Below are 14,810 nucleotides of genomic sequence, written 5' to 3'. Positions count from 1 at the left end.
AGGACAGGGCTAAAAGATCTCGATTTCCAATGAATTGACTTGTGAAACGAGGAGTTCTTCATACTTTTTTTGAGCAAGGTAGAGAATTTCTTGATCATTGACATCGGGATTTTCTTCTCGCACTTGATTAATTAAATCATTTTGAACTTTTTGCGAGAGGACGATAAGCTCGTATTGTTGCTGCTCTTTATTCCAAAATTTCTCATCCCCATATTCTGAAATCATTTTTTGCGCAACTGGAACAGCTTCATATTGAGCACGAACATTTTTAACCTCGCCATCTATCTCCTCTTTTGACGCTTCATGCCCTTTTTCTATACTGAGCAAGGCCATGGAACGAAGGCGGATTATTTGAGTTAGAAGTTGGTTTCGATCCTGGTTTAATTTTTCTTGGCCGTCCCAATAAGCGAATGCCTCTTCAAGTTCTTCCCCTTCATATTTACTTTTGTCCTCTTCACGATTGATCGCAATATGCAGTTCATTAATAAATTGATAGAAATCTAAATCGTCATTCATAACCCATTCTCCGTTGATTTTAGCGACACCACTAGCTTCTTTCACTTCATACGTGATGACTTTTTCAATCGGTTTGCCATTATGCTCAAATGAGAAAACAATCTCCCATTTGCCTGCCATTGATAATTCGACTTCGGTTGAATAAACCCCTTCTCCTAATTCCTCGAAAGTTACTTCTACCTGCCCGTGATCCATATCGCTCATAGTGAGGTCTGCGTTGATCTCTAAACCTGTAATAGGACCATTGTCGTCGGCAACTTTAATAACAAATTCAGAAGTGTGATCTTTTTGGAAATATAACTCTTTCTCTATTTCGACGCTAATCGAATTTTGATTACAAGCTGACAGTAGAAAAAGCAAGGCGACGAAGGTGAATAATATCTTTTTCATCATTCATTCTCTCCTAATTTTTGAATTTGAAGGAACTCTTCTACGGTGTATTTCATGATTTGTTGGTTTTCTAAAAATGCCACATGGGTACATAGCTGTTTAATCTCATCTAAATGATGGGAAGATACTAGAATCGTTTTCTCCTTTAAAGACTTTAAGGTGTCTAGAACTTCTTTTCTCCCAATCGGATCAAGCCCGCTTGTCGGTTCATCTAAGACGAGGATTTGAGAATCCTGATATAGTGTTATCGCAAGTCCAAGTCTTTGAAGCATGCCCTTTGAATAAGCGTTAATGACAGTGTGGCGTTCCTCCCAAAGATTCACCGCTTTTAAAAGCTCTTCCATTTTTCCATCATCAAAGCTCCTTGAGCCAACTTTTGCAAAGAAGCGCATATTGTCCATGCCTGATAAGGAAGGATAGAGCATAAATTTTTCTGGCAGGTAGGCAATATGGTGACTGACTCGCCTTGTGACTTCCCCATTTATTTTGATCAATCCTTGTTTAACTGGAAGGATGCCAAGAAGACTATTAATAAAAGTTGATTTTCCTGCCCCGTTTCGTCCAACAAGTGCACAGATTTCATTTTTCTCCATTTTCAAATGCACATCATGAAGGACTCGCTTTTTTCCAAACGATTGATAGAGATTCGAAACTTCAATCACTGTGACCCCTCCTTCCGCTGAAAAGCAACTCCAATTCCAAATGAGACTAGTAATCCGAGTAACACATTGCTGCTCAAGAATAGAGCTGGCTTTATCCACATAAATGATTGAAGAAGCTTTGACATATGATCAAAGGAGTATACACCAAGTGCTGATTCAAGGAAAATCCTCGCAGCTTGTAATGGATTCAAAAAGTAAAAGCTAGAGAATAGTTTCACATTTTCGTAGGTAACCTCGCTTAATAAGGACAGTAAAAGAAAATCATGCAAGAAAAAATAGTAGAACCAGATTCCGATCACAAATCCGACAATTTGCATTCGTGAGCGACTCATACTTCCTATGAAGATCCCGATTTGGGTAAATACGAGAACAAGACTTGCGATAGCAAGCACAAATGCAAGGTAGGACATTCCGTTAGTCTGAAAGAAGAACTTTAAAGGAATGAAGTAAAGAAAGAACCATAAAAGAATCGGTCCAATTAAAACCGTTTGGATGGCGATGCTCTTTTTAAAGAGAAAGCTTGTATAATGATCGCCCCTCGTTAATAGCATGATTAAGGTCTTTTGTTCTTTTTCTTGAAATAAGGAAAAGGCGCCTAAAAATAGGCATAGTATCGGGATAAAATAGACAAATGCATCAAATAAATTAATCAAAAGAATATAGAACCCTTGATCAAAGGAAAGAGCAGAGGAGCGGAATAATAAACCAATTGAAACAAGAACAATCATGGCAAATGAAAGCCAAAGCCCTTTTCCTTTTATGTTTTCCTTCCATTCCTTCCAAATATAATGCATAGCTGTTGTCTCCCTTATAATAGTTTCTTTTTTTGATAGAGATAGGCTGCAATCAACAGAGCCCCGACAAGAATGACCCATGACATTTTCGATTCATGCTCCTGTACAATCGGATAAGGGTCGGTGAACATCGTTTTCTCTTTATGAAAAAACTGATTCATTTCCTCGTAGATCGCAATAGCTGGACTTTTCAAAAACAGATAGACCAGTTCCTGATCTTCAATGAGCTCGTGGAGTGAAGATTGATAGACAATGCTCTCGTCTCCAATCCCGTCCTGATTCAAATCAAGCATCGGAAATGATTTCCCCCAATGATTTCCAATCCCGTTTTCACTCCAGCTATTTCTTCCCTCTCCACCAAGGCTCGCAACTGGAATGGTATTTTCTTCGATTTCATTTAAAGAGAAGATTTGCTCATTCGAACTCGCCCATAGCTCAATCCCGACTTGGTTTTTTAAAATTTGATTATGTTTGATAACACTTCCTGTTGCTTGATCAATATATAACCCTCTTTGGTTGAGGGAGAACGTATTGTCTAAAATGGTCGTATCTCTTGATGATAAAAGGAGGAGACCAAACGATTTATGGCCAAAGTTGAAAATAAAACGATTTTTCTCAAGGCGAATCCCGTTGGAATGCATAATTGCAGCTCCACCTGTATTCATCGTAAACGTATTCCCTTTGAAAAAATTATCATCTGAATACATATAGTGGAGTCCATAGCGGGTGTTGCTGATCGTATTATCGACAATCTCATTTTCATTGGCATAATCAAAAAACATTCCGTCTCTAGAACCTTTAACGATATTATTTTTCAAAAGATTATCATTGGAATAGTAAATATGGAGTCCGTTCCCTTGACCGGCAATTTCTCCTTTACCAACGCCAGTGACTTGACTATTTTCAATGATATTATGATGGGATTGACTAAGGTAAATACCGTGAAAAGAGTGTTTAATAATTACACCATCAATCACATTATGATCAGAGTACAGCTTTATTCCTGCATATTCCTCAGAGCTATTTCGATTCATGCTGCCGCCAGTCACAGCTATATTCCGGATGGTTACATTTGGAGCATGGATGGAAATGACATTTCCTGTTCCATTCCCTTTAATAACCGTGTTCTTCTGTCCAATGACTTCAATTGATTTATCGATCGTAATATTGCCTTCATACGTCTTATTTTCCAGTTGTAATCTGTCGCCATCCTCTAGTAAGTCGATCATTTGTTGAAGATCGTTTGCAGCTGAGCCTACCTGAGGCGCAGCCATAAGACTCATAGTGATGATGAAAAATAAGAACGTCAGCTTTTTCATTGTTTTCGATCCTTCCATAAAGGAATGAGTAGCAAAATAAAGGCCGCAATGACCAAGTAAGTCCCGATTCCTAACAGGCTATAGGTGGTAAAATTAGCAATCACATTTTCTCCGATAATCGGCGGAACGAAGGGTTCCATTTCAATGGGAGCCATCGGATCTAAGTTGGTTCCATAGTCTTTGAGTGCTGACCATAAATCCCATACTCCAACTGCACCGCCAATGATAAAAAGGCCAATAAGGCTTACTAAATAGCCCCTTTTACGGAGAACCGCACCTAGTAAGACGAGTACAGAAAGTCCACCAATTACATAAGGAAGGTACTGTAATTCGGGAAAGCTTGCTTCGCTAAATTGCGCCATCCCAATATAATGATTCAGTCCATTAATTTGGTCTAATTCCCCTTCTAAATGATCAGGGTAGACGATAATATTTAGCCCCTCTGGATATTGAGGAGCAAAAAATTCCATTCGCCACCATGGGAAGAAGAGCGATAAAATGACTAATATCGCTGAGACAACCATGAGCATGGATGAAAAAAGAGAAAGGCGTTGTCTATTCATCGTAAACACTTCTTTCTTTTCGCTTTAAAGGGGGAATCATATGTAAATGCTCCCCCTATTTTTCCTTAATTCTTCGGTTTAACAAGGAAATAGCCTGACATTTCTTGGTGTAAGGCAGAACAGAAGTTTGTACAGTAAAGTGGGTACGTTCCAGCCTTGTTTGCTGTGAATTCAATCGTATTCGTTTGTCCAGGCTGAACTTCCATATTTAAATCATATTGATTAATGGCAAATCCGTGGGTGATATCTTGGTCGAAATCAATATTGGTTAAGTGAATGATGACTTTATCTCCTTCATTTACTTCAATGACGTCAGGACGTTCGGCATTGGCATCAAAAATAAATTTCGAACGCATCGCAATTCCGTAGACGTGAACTTCATTTCCGTTGCGGACAATTTTTGCATCCTCTTGGTTGTAAACGGCGTCAGGGTTGCTTTCATCTTTTTCATAGACCGTGATGGTATTGATTTTGTCTGCTTTAATCATTTGTGCATAATGTGGTTCAGGATTGACGGGTGCAGACTGGATGATTTCCATCTTGTCTCCTGCTAAATCGATAAGCTGCATCGATTCTGGATGGGAAGGTCCAACTGATAAATAACTATCCTTGGCAATTTTGTTTAGGGCAATAATGTATTTTCCATCTGGTGCTACTGTATCTCCCTCTGCGGCAACAGCATGACCAGGAGAGTATTGAACAGGAACGCGGTCTAATGTTTCACCAGTAGACGGGTCCCATTTGACAATTTCGGATGAAATAAACATGGTTGTGTAGGCCATTCCTTCATCATCAAATTGAGTGTGAAGTGGTCCAAGAGCATTTTCAGGGTTTACTTCTCTTTCCATGACAGATTCATAATTTAGAATAGGGATTCCGTTTCGCTCTCCATCGAATTCTCCATTTTCAATCGCTGCAAAAGCCTTTTCAAAAGAGAACACTGTCATTGCAGGGGCAAGCTTACCAGAGGCAATAAAGTGCTCCCCATCTGGTGTAACATCAACCCCGTGTGGAGATTTGGCGACAGGAACTAAATAAATTCCGCCTTTGTGCTTTTCAGGAAAAATCATTTTTTGACCTGTTACTTCGTCATATTCGCCGTCGGCAATTTTTTGCTCAAGCTCTTTCCAGTTGAATAATACAATATAGTCACGATCTGCTTGAGACGCATTGATTTCTAAGTTTGTTGTCGCTTCTTCCGTATTGTAAGTCGTCATAACGGCCCAATCAGCTGACAGTTTCTTACCAGCGTCAGAAAGGTCATAAGACCAAGGCGGTAAGGCTACTTGATACGCAACATTTAACTTTTCCTTTTCTTCATCAAACGTAACAGCTGACATCACTCCGCGATATTGCTCACTATAGTTGTCAAGTTCAGCATATTCACTTCCGATAGGGACAGAGAAACGCGTTGGCAGGAACATATACTCTGTGTTTTCTGTGACAAATGCGGCACAGTGTGGACCAGAGGTGTTTGGAACATTCAAAATATCTTTAACTGTAAATGTTTCTAAATCCATGACTGCGGCCCGACTATTCGCTACATCCGTAGCAAACATATATTTCCCGTCATAATCTCCCTCTGTTTCAGAGAAAGCGGGATGGTGGAGGTCTCCCCATGAATAGTCACCCATTAACTCTTTTGTATGGTTGTCAAACCCATATCCAGTTGCTGAATCGGGTGAAAAGACAGGGACTGTGCGAATATGACGCATGGATGGAACTCCATAAATGAACATTTGTCCAGAATGACCGCCAGAGGCGAATAAGTAATATTCATCTTTTTCCCCAAATGGAACATAAACCTTTTCAGCATTTGTTTTATTCGCCGAATCAGACGTGGCATTGCCAGTCGGTCCTGCTGAAAAATCTGCGAAAAATACCGTCGCTGCTAAGAAACCAGCAGCTAAACCAGACGCGGCAGGTATCCATTTTTTCATGTGTATAAACACCTTCCTTTATTATGAAATTTGCATGTATTACTGTTCAGAAGCTTTCTTTAATTCCGCAACAATTTGCTCGACTTCCTCATCAGATAAAGGATTACCACCGATAACCGTTGACATGACGGCAGATGTAGGTTCCTTTAGGAATTCTTGAAGTGGCTTTCCATGTTTGCCTTCTACATTGTTATAGGCTTGAGACAAGTCTGGGCCAGTCGCTCCACCTTCGAGATTTAACCCTTCAGCTGCATGACAACCGAGACAACCCTTTGTTTGCAAAATGCTTTCTCCTTCAGAAGCATTTGAAGTTTCAGTCGGTTCGACCGTTTCCTCTTTTTTATTTCCCTCAGAGGCAGTTTCTTTCGCTTCTTCTTGCGTCATGTTGGTACTGGTATCACCGCCGTTATCAGCAATAACCTCAAAAACAAGATAGCCTAAACCAAGACCAACTATGGCACTAATAACAAAATGGATAATGGACTTCTTCAAAATTCTCCCCCCTTGCAAAATGGTGATTTAATTACATTTTCATCCTATCCATTCAAACTAGGCCCAGGTGTGATTCTCTTCACATGGGGGGAGGTGCTTTGTGAAAATTGTGTGAATAGCTTTATGAATCCCCTTTATTTTAGGTTTGGGAAATAACGTAAATAATGTGATTTTTTGCACATTCTTACACTGTTAAATTTTCTAGAATAGAGTAAACCATATAGGGGGGTTATGAGATGGAAGACAGTGGGATCGAAGCTGCCCCGTTCCATGAATTTCTAAGTAAAGTAGATGTATTTAAAGATCTGCCTCCACAATCTTTGCACATAATTGATAAACGAATTAAAAAATTGACTTTTCAAAAGGGTGAAATGATTATATCTGAATACGAAAGAGCCAAGGGGGTATTTTTCGTTCATTCAGGAATGGTGAAACTTACTAAACAGAATGAGCAAGGGGATGAACTGATCGTCTGTATGAAGAAAAAAGGGGATATTTTTGCCGAGGCATGTTTGTTTAATTACGGTGAACAAACGTACCCAGCTACAGGTACGATGATTAAAGCCGGAGAAATTTATTTCCTTGATACAGATGACTTTGAACAAGAGCTTTTGATGAATCCAGATCTGGCAGTACAGATGATACGGTATATGGGAGAAGCGCTTCGTGACTTGACCTCCGTTATGAGAGATATTGCCCTCCTTGATGTGTATACAAAAACGATGAAAACGCTCAATCGGTTAGCAGAAAAATTTGGTGCAAATCGATGTAATCGAATGCATATTGAGATCCCTTTAACGATTCAGGAATTTTCAACCTTAATTGGTACCTCACGAGAGAGTGTGAGTCGTGTATTCTCAAAATTAAGGAATGATGGCCTGATCGATATTAGACAAAAGCATATTATTATCACAGATTGGTGTAAATTTTGTGCGGTGTACAAAAATAAATTAATGTAGAAGACTCACTTGACGACGACAAACATTCTTTGAGACGATAATCTTATCAATATTGAAAGATGAGGTTGCAGGATGGCGGATTTTCAATCAAGCATTATAATTCGTAAGCCAGTTGAGGAAGTTTTTGAGTATCTTTTAACTTTGGAAAACATTCCGGCGATCATGCCAAATGTGGTCAAGTTAGAGAAAATAACAGATGGACCGATTGAAAAAGGTACGAAGTTAGTTGAAACAAGGAATGTACGAGGGAGAGAGACGAAAGCGGAAATTGACATCACAGAATTTGTACCCAAGCAAATCTATCAAACGAAAAGTGTTGCAGGTGGAATCACGATTATCTATACATATTTCTTTGATGCGATTGAGGAAGGTACTCAAGTTCAATTTGAAGCCGATGTTAAAATCAGAGGATTATTCAGCTTCTTCTCAAGGCGTGCGCTTGTGAAAATTTTAAAGCAAGAAGATGGTTATTTGCTTCAATATTTGCAGGAAGAATTGGAAGGGAAAAAAGAAGAGAATGGTGAATAAGGTCGTAACATTTGACCTTGTTCATCATTCTCTTTTGAATTTAGTCTATCGTATACGTCCAGAAGCGCTCGTTTTGTAGCCATGCGATGATTTGTGGATCATTTTGTTTGAGCTTTTCTTCTGCATCAGCAACCATGAGCTGGGTTTGCGAACGATGAGCTTTAATTGTGGCGAGCTTTGTTGTTATAAATTCATGAACATCATGAACAATATCTGGTTCGCCTAATTCATCGATACAATTTTTAGAAAAGGCTACTAAATTTAATTTCGGTCTGTTTTCTTTTGGCATCCTTTTTACAGCCTCGACAACTGCTGCTCCTGTTGCATCATGATCTGGGTGAACAGAATATCCGGGATAAAAACTAATAATCAACGACGGGTTAACCTCGTCTATAATGGAAGCAAAATGACTGACCAACTTTTCTTGATCCTCAAATTCAACTGTTTTATCACGATATCCTAACATTCTTAAATCAGTAATGCCTAACACGTTGGCAGCATCTTGTAGCTCTTGCTTTCTTATATATGGGAGTGATTCTCGATTACAGAAAGGAGGGTTCCCCATATTTCTTCCCATTTCTCCTAATGTTAGACATGCATATGTGACCGGTGTTCCATTGCTAATATGAGAGGCAATCGTACCGGAAACACCAAATGCCTCATCATCAGGATGAGGGAAAATAACTAATAATTGCCGTTCTTTTTCCATAAAAATTGTCTCCTTCCTTATGTATTCCTTCCTTATGACTATTCAAATGGGGTTTGACTGATCTCTAAGGCTACAGCGAGCTTGCCTTGAAAGTCGTGACCGGCTAAAAGTAATCTTCCTTTATCGTCCACTTCAAAGTGTGTAATTCCTTCCGCGTACACCCAACCAATATCTAATTTCAAGCCGACACGATATGGGTTCGGGCCCGTTATTTTCCCAAGTGTATACGTTAACTTTGCATTGCGGATGTAAGCCCCTGATGAAAAAAACGATTCATCATGATGGGATGCATAGGCTCCATTTGTCGTTTCAAGATGGATATATACCTCTTGATTAGCCAAACGATTTAGTTCATTTTGTACGGATTCCATCTTTACAGGTTCCAATGTAGAATACCTCCTTTAAAACATCCTAACGTACATTTATTCTACTAAAATAAACGCAAAAAAAGAAATAGTTGGCTTACAGTGATGTTTAAAACATGAAAAAACAGAGCCTCTCAGCTCTGTTTCATCAAATTATTTTGCCTCTACACCATAAGTTCGGTAGGCACCGTGCATGGTTGGACCAACATATTCATTTAATTTAAAGCCGTGGCGAATAGCCGCTGTAACAAACTCTTTTGCAAGTTCAATTGCTTCTAAAACCGATTTTCCTTTTGCTAATTCAGCCGTAATGGCAGCAGAATATGAGCATCCCGCTCCATGTACATACGTTGTGTTAATTTTTTCACTTTCATAAAGCTTGTACTCTTCCCCATCAAACAGCAAGTCTACAGCTTTGTCATAGTCTAGTTTATTTCCACCTTTAATAAGGACATATTTCGCTCCAAGAGCATGAATTTTAGCAGCAGCTTCTTTCATATCATCGATCGTTTTGATCGGAGCAGTTCCCGCAAGTTGGGATGCCTCAAATAAATTCGGTGTTACAACTAAAGCACGTGGCACAAGGACGTCACGAAGCGCAGTCGCATTCTCAGGATTTAATACTTCATCCTCACCTTTACAGACCATCACTGGATCAATCACTACATTTTTTACTCCGTGTTCATCAATAGCCTTTGCGATTCGATCAATGACTTCCACATTGGCGAGCATTCCCGTTTTCAAAGCATCAAGGTTCACTGAAAACACAGTTTCCAGCTGAGCTTCAAAGGATTCGATCGAAAGAGGAAAAACGCTGTGGCGCCAGTTATTTTTAGGATCCATTGTCGCGATAACATTGATGGCAGACATGCCAAAAACATCAAGTTCTTGGAATGTTTTTAAATCGGCTTGAATTCCAGCACCGCCGCTTGTGTCCGAACCTGCGATGGTTAAAGCTTTTTTCATTGACATTGTAGTTGCCCCCTAATGAAGTCTTTTTGTTTTCCATTTTATATCAAAGAAAGAGGTTAATCAATTTTGTTACGGACCTAGTGGGCAAGAAACTATGAAAATTTAAAAAATGGCAAAAATTACACACTGCAAAAATTTAATGTTTTGAACATTTTGTGAAGACGCAGGAATGTCACATTTACAACATTAACAAGGTCGTCAGGTGGTTTATTATTGGGGTGTAAGGAAGTTATTTTCCACTATGTAGGTGTGAGGAAAGTTACAGAATAAATAACCGATAAGTTTTAAGCTACGATCGTAACATTCTTTAATAGCACTATTAAAACAATGGTTATATTAAAACATTGTCCGCAACACTTTCGTTTTATACGGTTGTTAACATTCTAGACACATAAACGAAACATTAAATTTTGCTAGGAAAGAAAATGTCACTAAATCGACATATTTTATTTTCACAATTGAGTCGTTTTTATGATTTTAAAAGTTAAGCATAAGGCGAACGATGGAACTATTCAATCTAGTAACATTCGTATAATTACCTTTATTTTTAATAGTTTAATGAAATCATGTTCGTATTTCTCGTTAAAAATGAAGGTGAAATGGAATGAAAACCATTTAATGAAATGATGCGTCTTCAACTTCATCTTTATGTAAACAGGAGTAGAGAACTTGTGATATTTGTCGCAGAAATCGAAGGACCTGTTTTTTTAAAATAAACAAGTGAACCAAGAGGGTTTGCTGGCGAGGTGATTAGTAATGAATCAGAAAGGCTGCCCAGAAGAATATCCTATTACGCTTATAGTCAATGGTTTCGAGGTTGCCATTTTTCAATTAACTAAACAGGATTTAGAGGATTGGGTTTATGGATATCTTTTTTCTGAAGGATTGATTGAGCGAGCTAGTGATATCAAAAAGGTGCTTATTAATGAAGAAGCGGGAATCATCGATGTCACGTTAGCAACCGATTTTGATACTGAGAAAATGTTTTCGAAGAAGAAGCATTACACCGCTGGATGTGGAAGAGGGGTAACATTCTTCTCCATGACAGATGTGAAAACGTTTAACAAGGTTGAGGTAGGAAAAACATACCAACTTACTTATCTATTAAAAAAGCGAAGCGAGTTTGCTAGAAATTCTCCGCTTTACCTTGAATCAGGTGGGATGCATGGAGCTTGCATTGTCGAGGAAAATGGCGATATGACGATTCGTGAGGATATCGGACGACATAATGCAGTCGACAAAATTATCGGATATGCCATTCGAAATGAACTAGAACCTTCTTCTTTATTGCTGTTAACAACAGGAAGAATCTCATACGAAATGCTATCAAAAGCAGCGAAGTTTGGATTCGCTGTCGTTGCATCTAGAACTGCAGCTACAAAACAAGCCATTCAACTTGCTAAATATTTAAATGTTGAAGTTGTTGGTTATTTAAGAGGAAGAATGGCGATTCAATATACGTCATTTGGAAGAGTCATATACGACTTGGAAGAAAGAGCTGTGGGGGTTAATCCTAACTAAGCCGTTCTCTACTGAAATTTTCTAATCAGGTGATAGTAGGATTTTCTATACTTCATGAAAAAGGGAATAAAAACAACGGAGGGGGAAGAGTTATGGAAGTGAATGTAACAAGAAGACAGTTTCTTAAACTGTCAGGTGCAGTAGCTGCTACATTGGCTGTTGTGGAACTGGGCTTTGATGAAAAGTCTGCCAAAGCACAGTCAGAAGAATTTAAGATTGCTAAGCTTACGCCAACACCTACCATCTGTCCTTATTGTTCTGTAGGTTGCGGAATTTTGGTTTATGCAAATGAAAATGATGTCGTGTATACAGAGGGTGATCCAGATCATCCAATAAACGAAGGTACTTTATGTAGTAAAGGAACAACAGTACGTCAAGTGTACACATCAGAAAAACGTGTGACAAAGCCCATGTATCGTGCTCCAGGAAGTGCAAAATGGGAAGAAGTAGATTGGGATTTTGCCCTTGATAAAGTAGCGAAAAACATCAAGGAAACAAGAGATAAAACATTTATGGAGAAAGAAAATGGAATCACTGTTAATAGAACAGATGCCATTGCTTATCTAGGCGGTGCAGCATTAGATAACGAAGAATGCCATTTACTACAAAAATTATTCCGTGCAGGTCTAGGGTTATCCTATATCGAGCACCAGGCCCGAATATGACATAGTTCAACGGTTGCCGGTCTGGCACCTACATTCGGTCGTGGAGCAATGACAAATCACTGGAACGATCTTCAATTTGCAGATGTCCTCATGGTCATTGGGGCAAATCCTGCAGAAAACCATCCAATTAGTTTTAGATGGATCTCAAAAGCAATTGAAAAGGGTGGAAAACTGATTTCCGTAGACCCTCGTTATACAAGAACATCACAAATGGCTAGCGTGTATGGTCAGCTTCGTTCAGGAACGGATATCGCCTTCATTGGCGGGATGATTAATTACATCTTAGAAAATGAGCTTTACCATAAAGAATATGTAGCGAATTATACGAATGCAGCTTACATTGTTTCTGATACGTTTAAATTTGAGGATGGTATGTTTAGCGGTTATGACGAAGCAAAACGTAGCTACGACCAATCCCAATGGGCATTCAAAACAGATGAAGAGGGTAATGTTGTAACAGACCCTACGCTAAAAGACCCTAATTGTGTATACCAACTAATGAAGAAGCATTATGCACGTTATGATGTCGATACAGTTGTTGGTGTAACAGGTACTGACAAAGAAACTTATATTGATATTTGTAAAACATATGGCTCTACTGGAAAAGTAGGTAAAGCAGGAACGATTCTTTATGCAATGGGTGGTACTCAACATACAGTTGGTACTCAAAACATCCGTTCATATGCAATTCTACAGCTTCTATTAGGTAATATCGGAATCGCTGGCGGTGGAGTAAATGCGCTACGCGGAGAGTCTAATGTTCAAGGTTCAACGGATTTCGGTCTTCTTTATCACAATGTACCAGGTTATATGGAAGTACCAACAGGCTCTGAAGAAGATTCAACATATCAAGGCTTCTTAGATCGCATTACACCTAAATCAGGCTATTGGGTTAATAAACCAAAGTTTTACACAAGCATGTTGAAGTCATTCTATGGAGACAATGCAACAGCTGATAATGAATTTGGTTATCACTTTATGCCAAAGATCGCTCCTGGTAAAAACTATTCGTTCTTACGCTTATTCGATGCGATGCACCGTAAAGAGCTAGAAGGATTAATCTTATTCGGTTCAAACCCAGTTGTCGGTGGTCCGAATAGCTTTAAGGAACAGGCAGCTATGTCTAACTTGAAGTGGATGGTGGCAGTAGATCTATTTGAAACTGAAACATCATCATTCTGGCAAAAAGAAGCAGGTTCAGATCCTGCATCCATCCAAACAGAAGTGATTTTCTTACCAGCTTGTGGTTCCTTCGAAAAAGAAGGTTCTGTTACAAACTCAGGTCGTTGGATGCAATATCGTTGGGCTGGAATTGAACCTAAGGGAGAATCCCGAGCTGACTTAGAGATTACTCATATGATCGCTCGTCGCCTGAAAGAGCTTTATAAAAATGAATCAACACCTGCTGCAAAACAAATCAATGCCCTATATTGGAATTACGGCGATCATGACCATCCAGATATTGACCTCGTATGTAGAGATATCAATGGTTATGATTGGAAGACGAAGAAGCAAATTAAATCCTTCGGAGACCTTCTTGACGATGGTTCAACGACTGCAGGATGTTGGATTTACACAGGATTCTATCCTGAAAATGATAACCTTGCAAAACGTCGTGATAATACAAACGAAGGCATGAGCAACTTCTTGAATTGGTCCTTTGCATGGCCAGCAAACCGACGTATTCTTTATAACCGCGCAAGTGCTGACCTTAACGGTAAGGCATGGAGCAAGGACCGCGTTGGAATTGAATGGAATGCACTAGAAGGCAAGTGGACGGGATATGACATTCCAGACTTTGTGGCAACAAAAGGTCCAGACGATCCAACCTTCAATGATCCATTTATTATGATGGCAGGTGGAAAAGGTGCTGTTTACGCAGCAACAAAATTAAATGAGGGACCATTCCCTGAACATTATGAACCATATGAAAATCCAATTTCCAATGCGTTCTCCAGTATTCAACTAAACCCTGCTGTACAGTTTGGTGAAGAAGAGATGAATGCGAAAGGGGAAGCATCCAAATACCCAATTGTTGCAACCACTTATCGTCTATCCGAGCATTGGCAATCTGGTGCAATGACAAGAAATGTCCCTTGGTTAGCAGAACTCGTTAATCATATGTTCATTGAGATTAGTGAAGAGCTCGCAAAAGAAAAGGGAATTAAAGAGAAAGATAAGGTAATCGTATCAACGGCACGTGGCGAAATCGAAGCATATGCGATGATAACAAAACGTTTCAAACCGTATAAATTAAAGGAAAAAACTGTACATCATATCGGTATGCCATGGCATTTCGGGTACAAGGGAATTGCAACGGGTGCTACAGCAAACCGCTTAACACCGCATATTGGATGTGCAAACTCAACAATACCAGAATATAAAGCATTCCTATGCGATGTAAGGAGGGTGTAA

The 14,810-nt window shown here is 39.2% G+C and carries 14 protein-coding genes; 4 read left to right on the top strand and 10 right to left on the bottom strand.

The window, feature by feature from the left end; all coding sequences use genetic code 11:
* Nucleotides 1-9: 9 nt before the first annotated feature.
* From BMSHG_RS08710 to BMSHG_RS08680, 7 genes are all read right to left on the bottom strand, one after another.
* The gene (locus BMSHG_RS08710; protein ID WP_019154061.1) at nt 10-909 is read right to left on the bottom strand and encodes a FixH family protein; all 900 of its coding nucleotides are present in this window, start codon (nt 907-909) and stop codon (nt 10-12) included.
* Nucleotides 906-1,568 (bottom strand): ABC transporter ATP-binding protein, encoded by a 663-nt coding sequence (locus BMSHG_RS08705; protein ID WP_019154060.1) that lies wholly within the window; start codon nt 1,566-1,568, stop codon nt 906-908. Before BMSHG_RS08705 ends, BMSHG_RS08710 begins: the two co-directional genes overlap by 4 nt.
* Complete coding sequence (locus tag BMSHG_RS08700) at nt 1,565-2,362, bottom strand: ABC transporter permease (protein WP_019154059.1); 798 nt, start codon at nt 2,360-2,362, stop codon at nt 1,565-1,567. The genes BMSHG_RS08705 and BMSHG_RS08700 overlap by 4 nt, the downstream gene beginning before the upstream one ends.
* A gap of 14 nt (nt 2,363-2,376) precedes the next feature.
* Entirely contained in the window at nt 2,377-3,681 is a 1,305-nt protein-coding gene (gene nosD / locus BMSHG_RS08695) for a nitrous oxide reductase family maturation protein NosD (RefSeq protein WP_019154058.1), read from the bottom strand.
* On the bottom strand, nt 3,678-4,244 hold the full coding sequence (locus BMSHG_RS08690) for a hypothetical protein (RefSeq protein WP_019154057.1): 567 nt from the start codon (nt 4,242-4,244) through the stop codon (nt 3,678-3,680). Before BMSHG_RS08690 ends, nosD begins: the two co-directional genes overlap by 4 nt.
* 65 nt (nt 4,245-4,309) lie before the next feature.
* Complete coding sequence (gene nosZ / locus BMSHG_RS08685; RefSeq protein WP_019154056.1) at nt 4,310-6,184, bottom strand: Sec-dependent nitrous-oxide reductase; 1,875 nt, start codon at nt 6,182-6,184, stop codon at nt 4,310-4,312.
* Nucleotides 6,185-6,223: 39 nt separating this feature from the next.
* Nucleotides 6,224-6,676 carry a c-type cytochrome gene (locus BMSHG_RS08680; RefSeq protein WP_019154055.1) on the bottom strand — a complete coding sequence of 151 codons (453 nt, stop codon included), beginning with the start codon at nt 6,674-6,676 and terminating at the stop codon, nt 6,224-6,226.
* Nucleotides 6,677-6,912: 236 nt separating this feature from the next.
* On the opposite strand from BMSHG_RS08680, the gene BMSHG_RS08675 reads away from it, so the two are divergent.
* The gene (locus tag BMSHG_RS08675) at nt 6,913-7,635 is read left to right on the top strand and encodes a Crp/Fnr family transcriptional regulator (RefSeq protein ID WP_019154054.1); all 723 of its coding nucleotides are present in this window, start codon (nt 6,913-6,915) and stop codon (nt 7,633-7,635) included.
* A 72-nt stretch (nt 7,636-7,707) separates the two neighbouring features.
* Nucleotides 7,708-8,163, top strand: coding sequence for an SRPBCC family protein (locus tag BMSHG_RS08670; protein WP_019154053.1), 456 nt, complete (start codon nt 7,708-7,710; stop codon nt 8,161-8,163).
* 40 nt (nt 8,164-8,203) lie between these two features.
* On the opposite strand, the gene bshB2 is transcribed toward BMSHG_RS08670, so the two are convergent.
* The 3 genes from bshB2 to pdxK form a co-directional block, all read right to left on the bottom strand.
* Nucleotides 8,204-8,872: a bacillithiol biosynthesis deacetylase BshB2 gene (gene bshB2, locus BMSHG_RS08665; RefSeq protein ID WP_019154052.1), complete on the bottom strand. Its 669-nt coding sequence runs from the start codon at nt 8,870-8,872 to the stop codon at nt 8,204-8,206.
* A gap of 38 nt (nt 8,873-8,910) precedes the next feature.
* Nucleotides 8,911-9,258: a YojF family protein gene (locus BMSHG_RS08660; protein ID WP_019154051.1), complete on the bottom strand. Its 348-nt coding sequence runs from the start codon at nt 9,256-9,258 to the stop codon at nt 8,911-8,913.
* 132 nt (nt 9,259-9,390) lie between these two features.
* Nucleotides 9,391-10,209 carry a pyridoxine/pyridoxal/pyridoxamine kinase gene (gene pdxK / locus BMSHG_RS08655; protein ID WP_019154050.1) on the bottom strand — a complete coding sequence of 273 codons (819 nt, stop codon included), beginning with the start codon at nt 10,207-10,209 and terminating at the stop codon, nt 9,391-9,393.
* A gap of 756 nt (nt 10,210-10,965) precedes the next feature.
* On the opposite strand from pdxK, the gene fdhD reads away from it, so the two are divergent.
* Entirely contained in the window at nt 10,966-11,730 is a 765-nt protein-coding gene (gene fdhD / locus BMSHG_RS08650) for a formate dehydrogenase accessory sulfurtransferase FdhD (RefSeq protein WP_019154049.1), read from the top strand.
* 98 nt (nt 11,731-11,828) lie between these two features.
* Nucleotides 11,829-14,810 (top strand): formate dehydrogenase-N subunit alpha, encoded by a 2,982-nt coding sequence (gene fdnG, locus BMSHG_RS08640; protein WP_083879326.1) that lies wholly within the window; start codon nt 11,829-11,831, stop codon nt 14,808-14,810.

The sequence above is a fragment of the Robertmurraya massiliosenegalensis JC6 genome (assembly GCF_000311725.1).
Classification (GTDB): domain Bacteria; phylum Bacillota; class Bacilli; order Bacillales; family Cytobacillaceae; genus Robertmurraya; species Robertmurraya massiliosenegalensis.
Note: the sequence above shows the minus strand (reverse complement) of the source record. Positions and strands in the feature narration are given on the sequence as shown.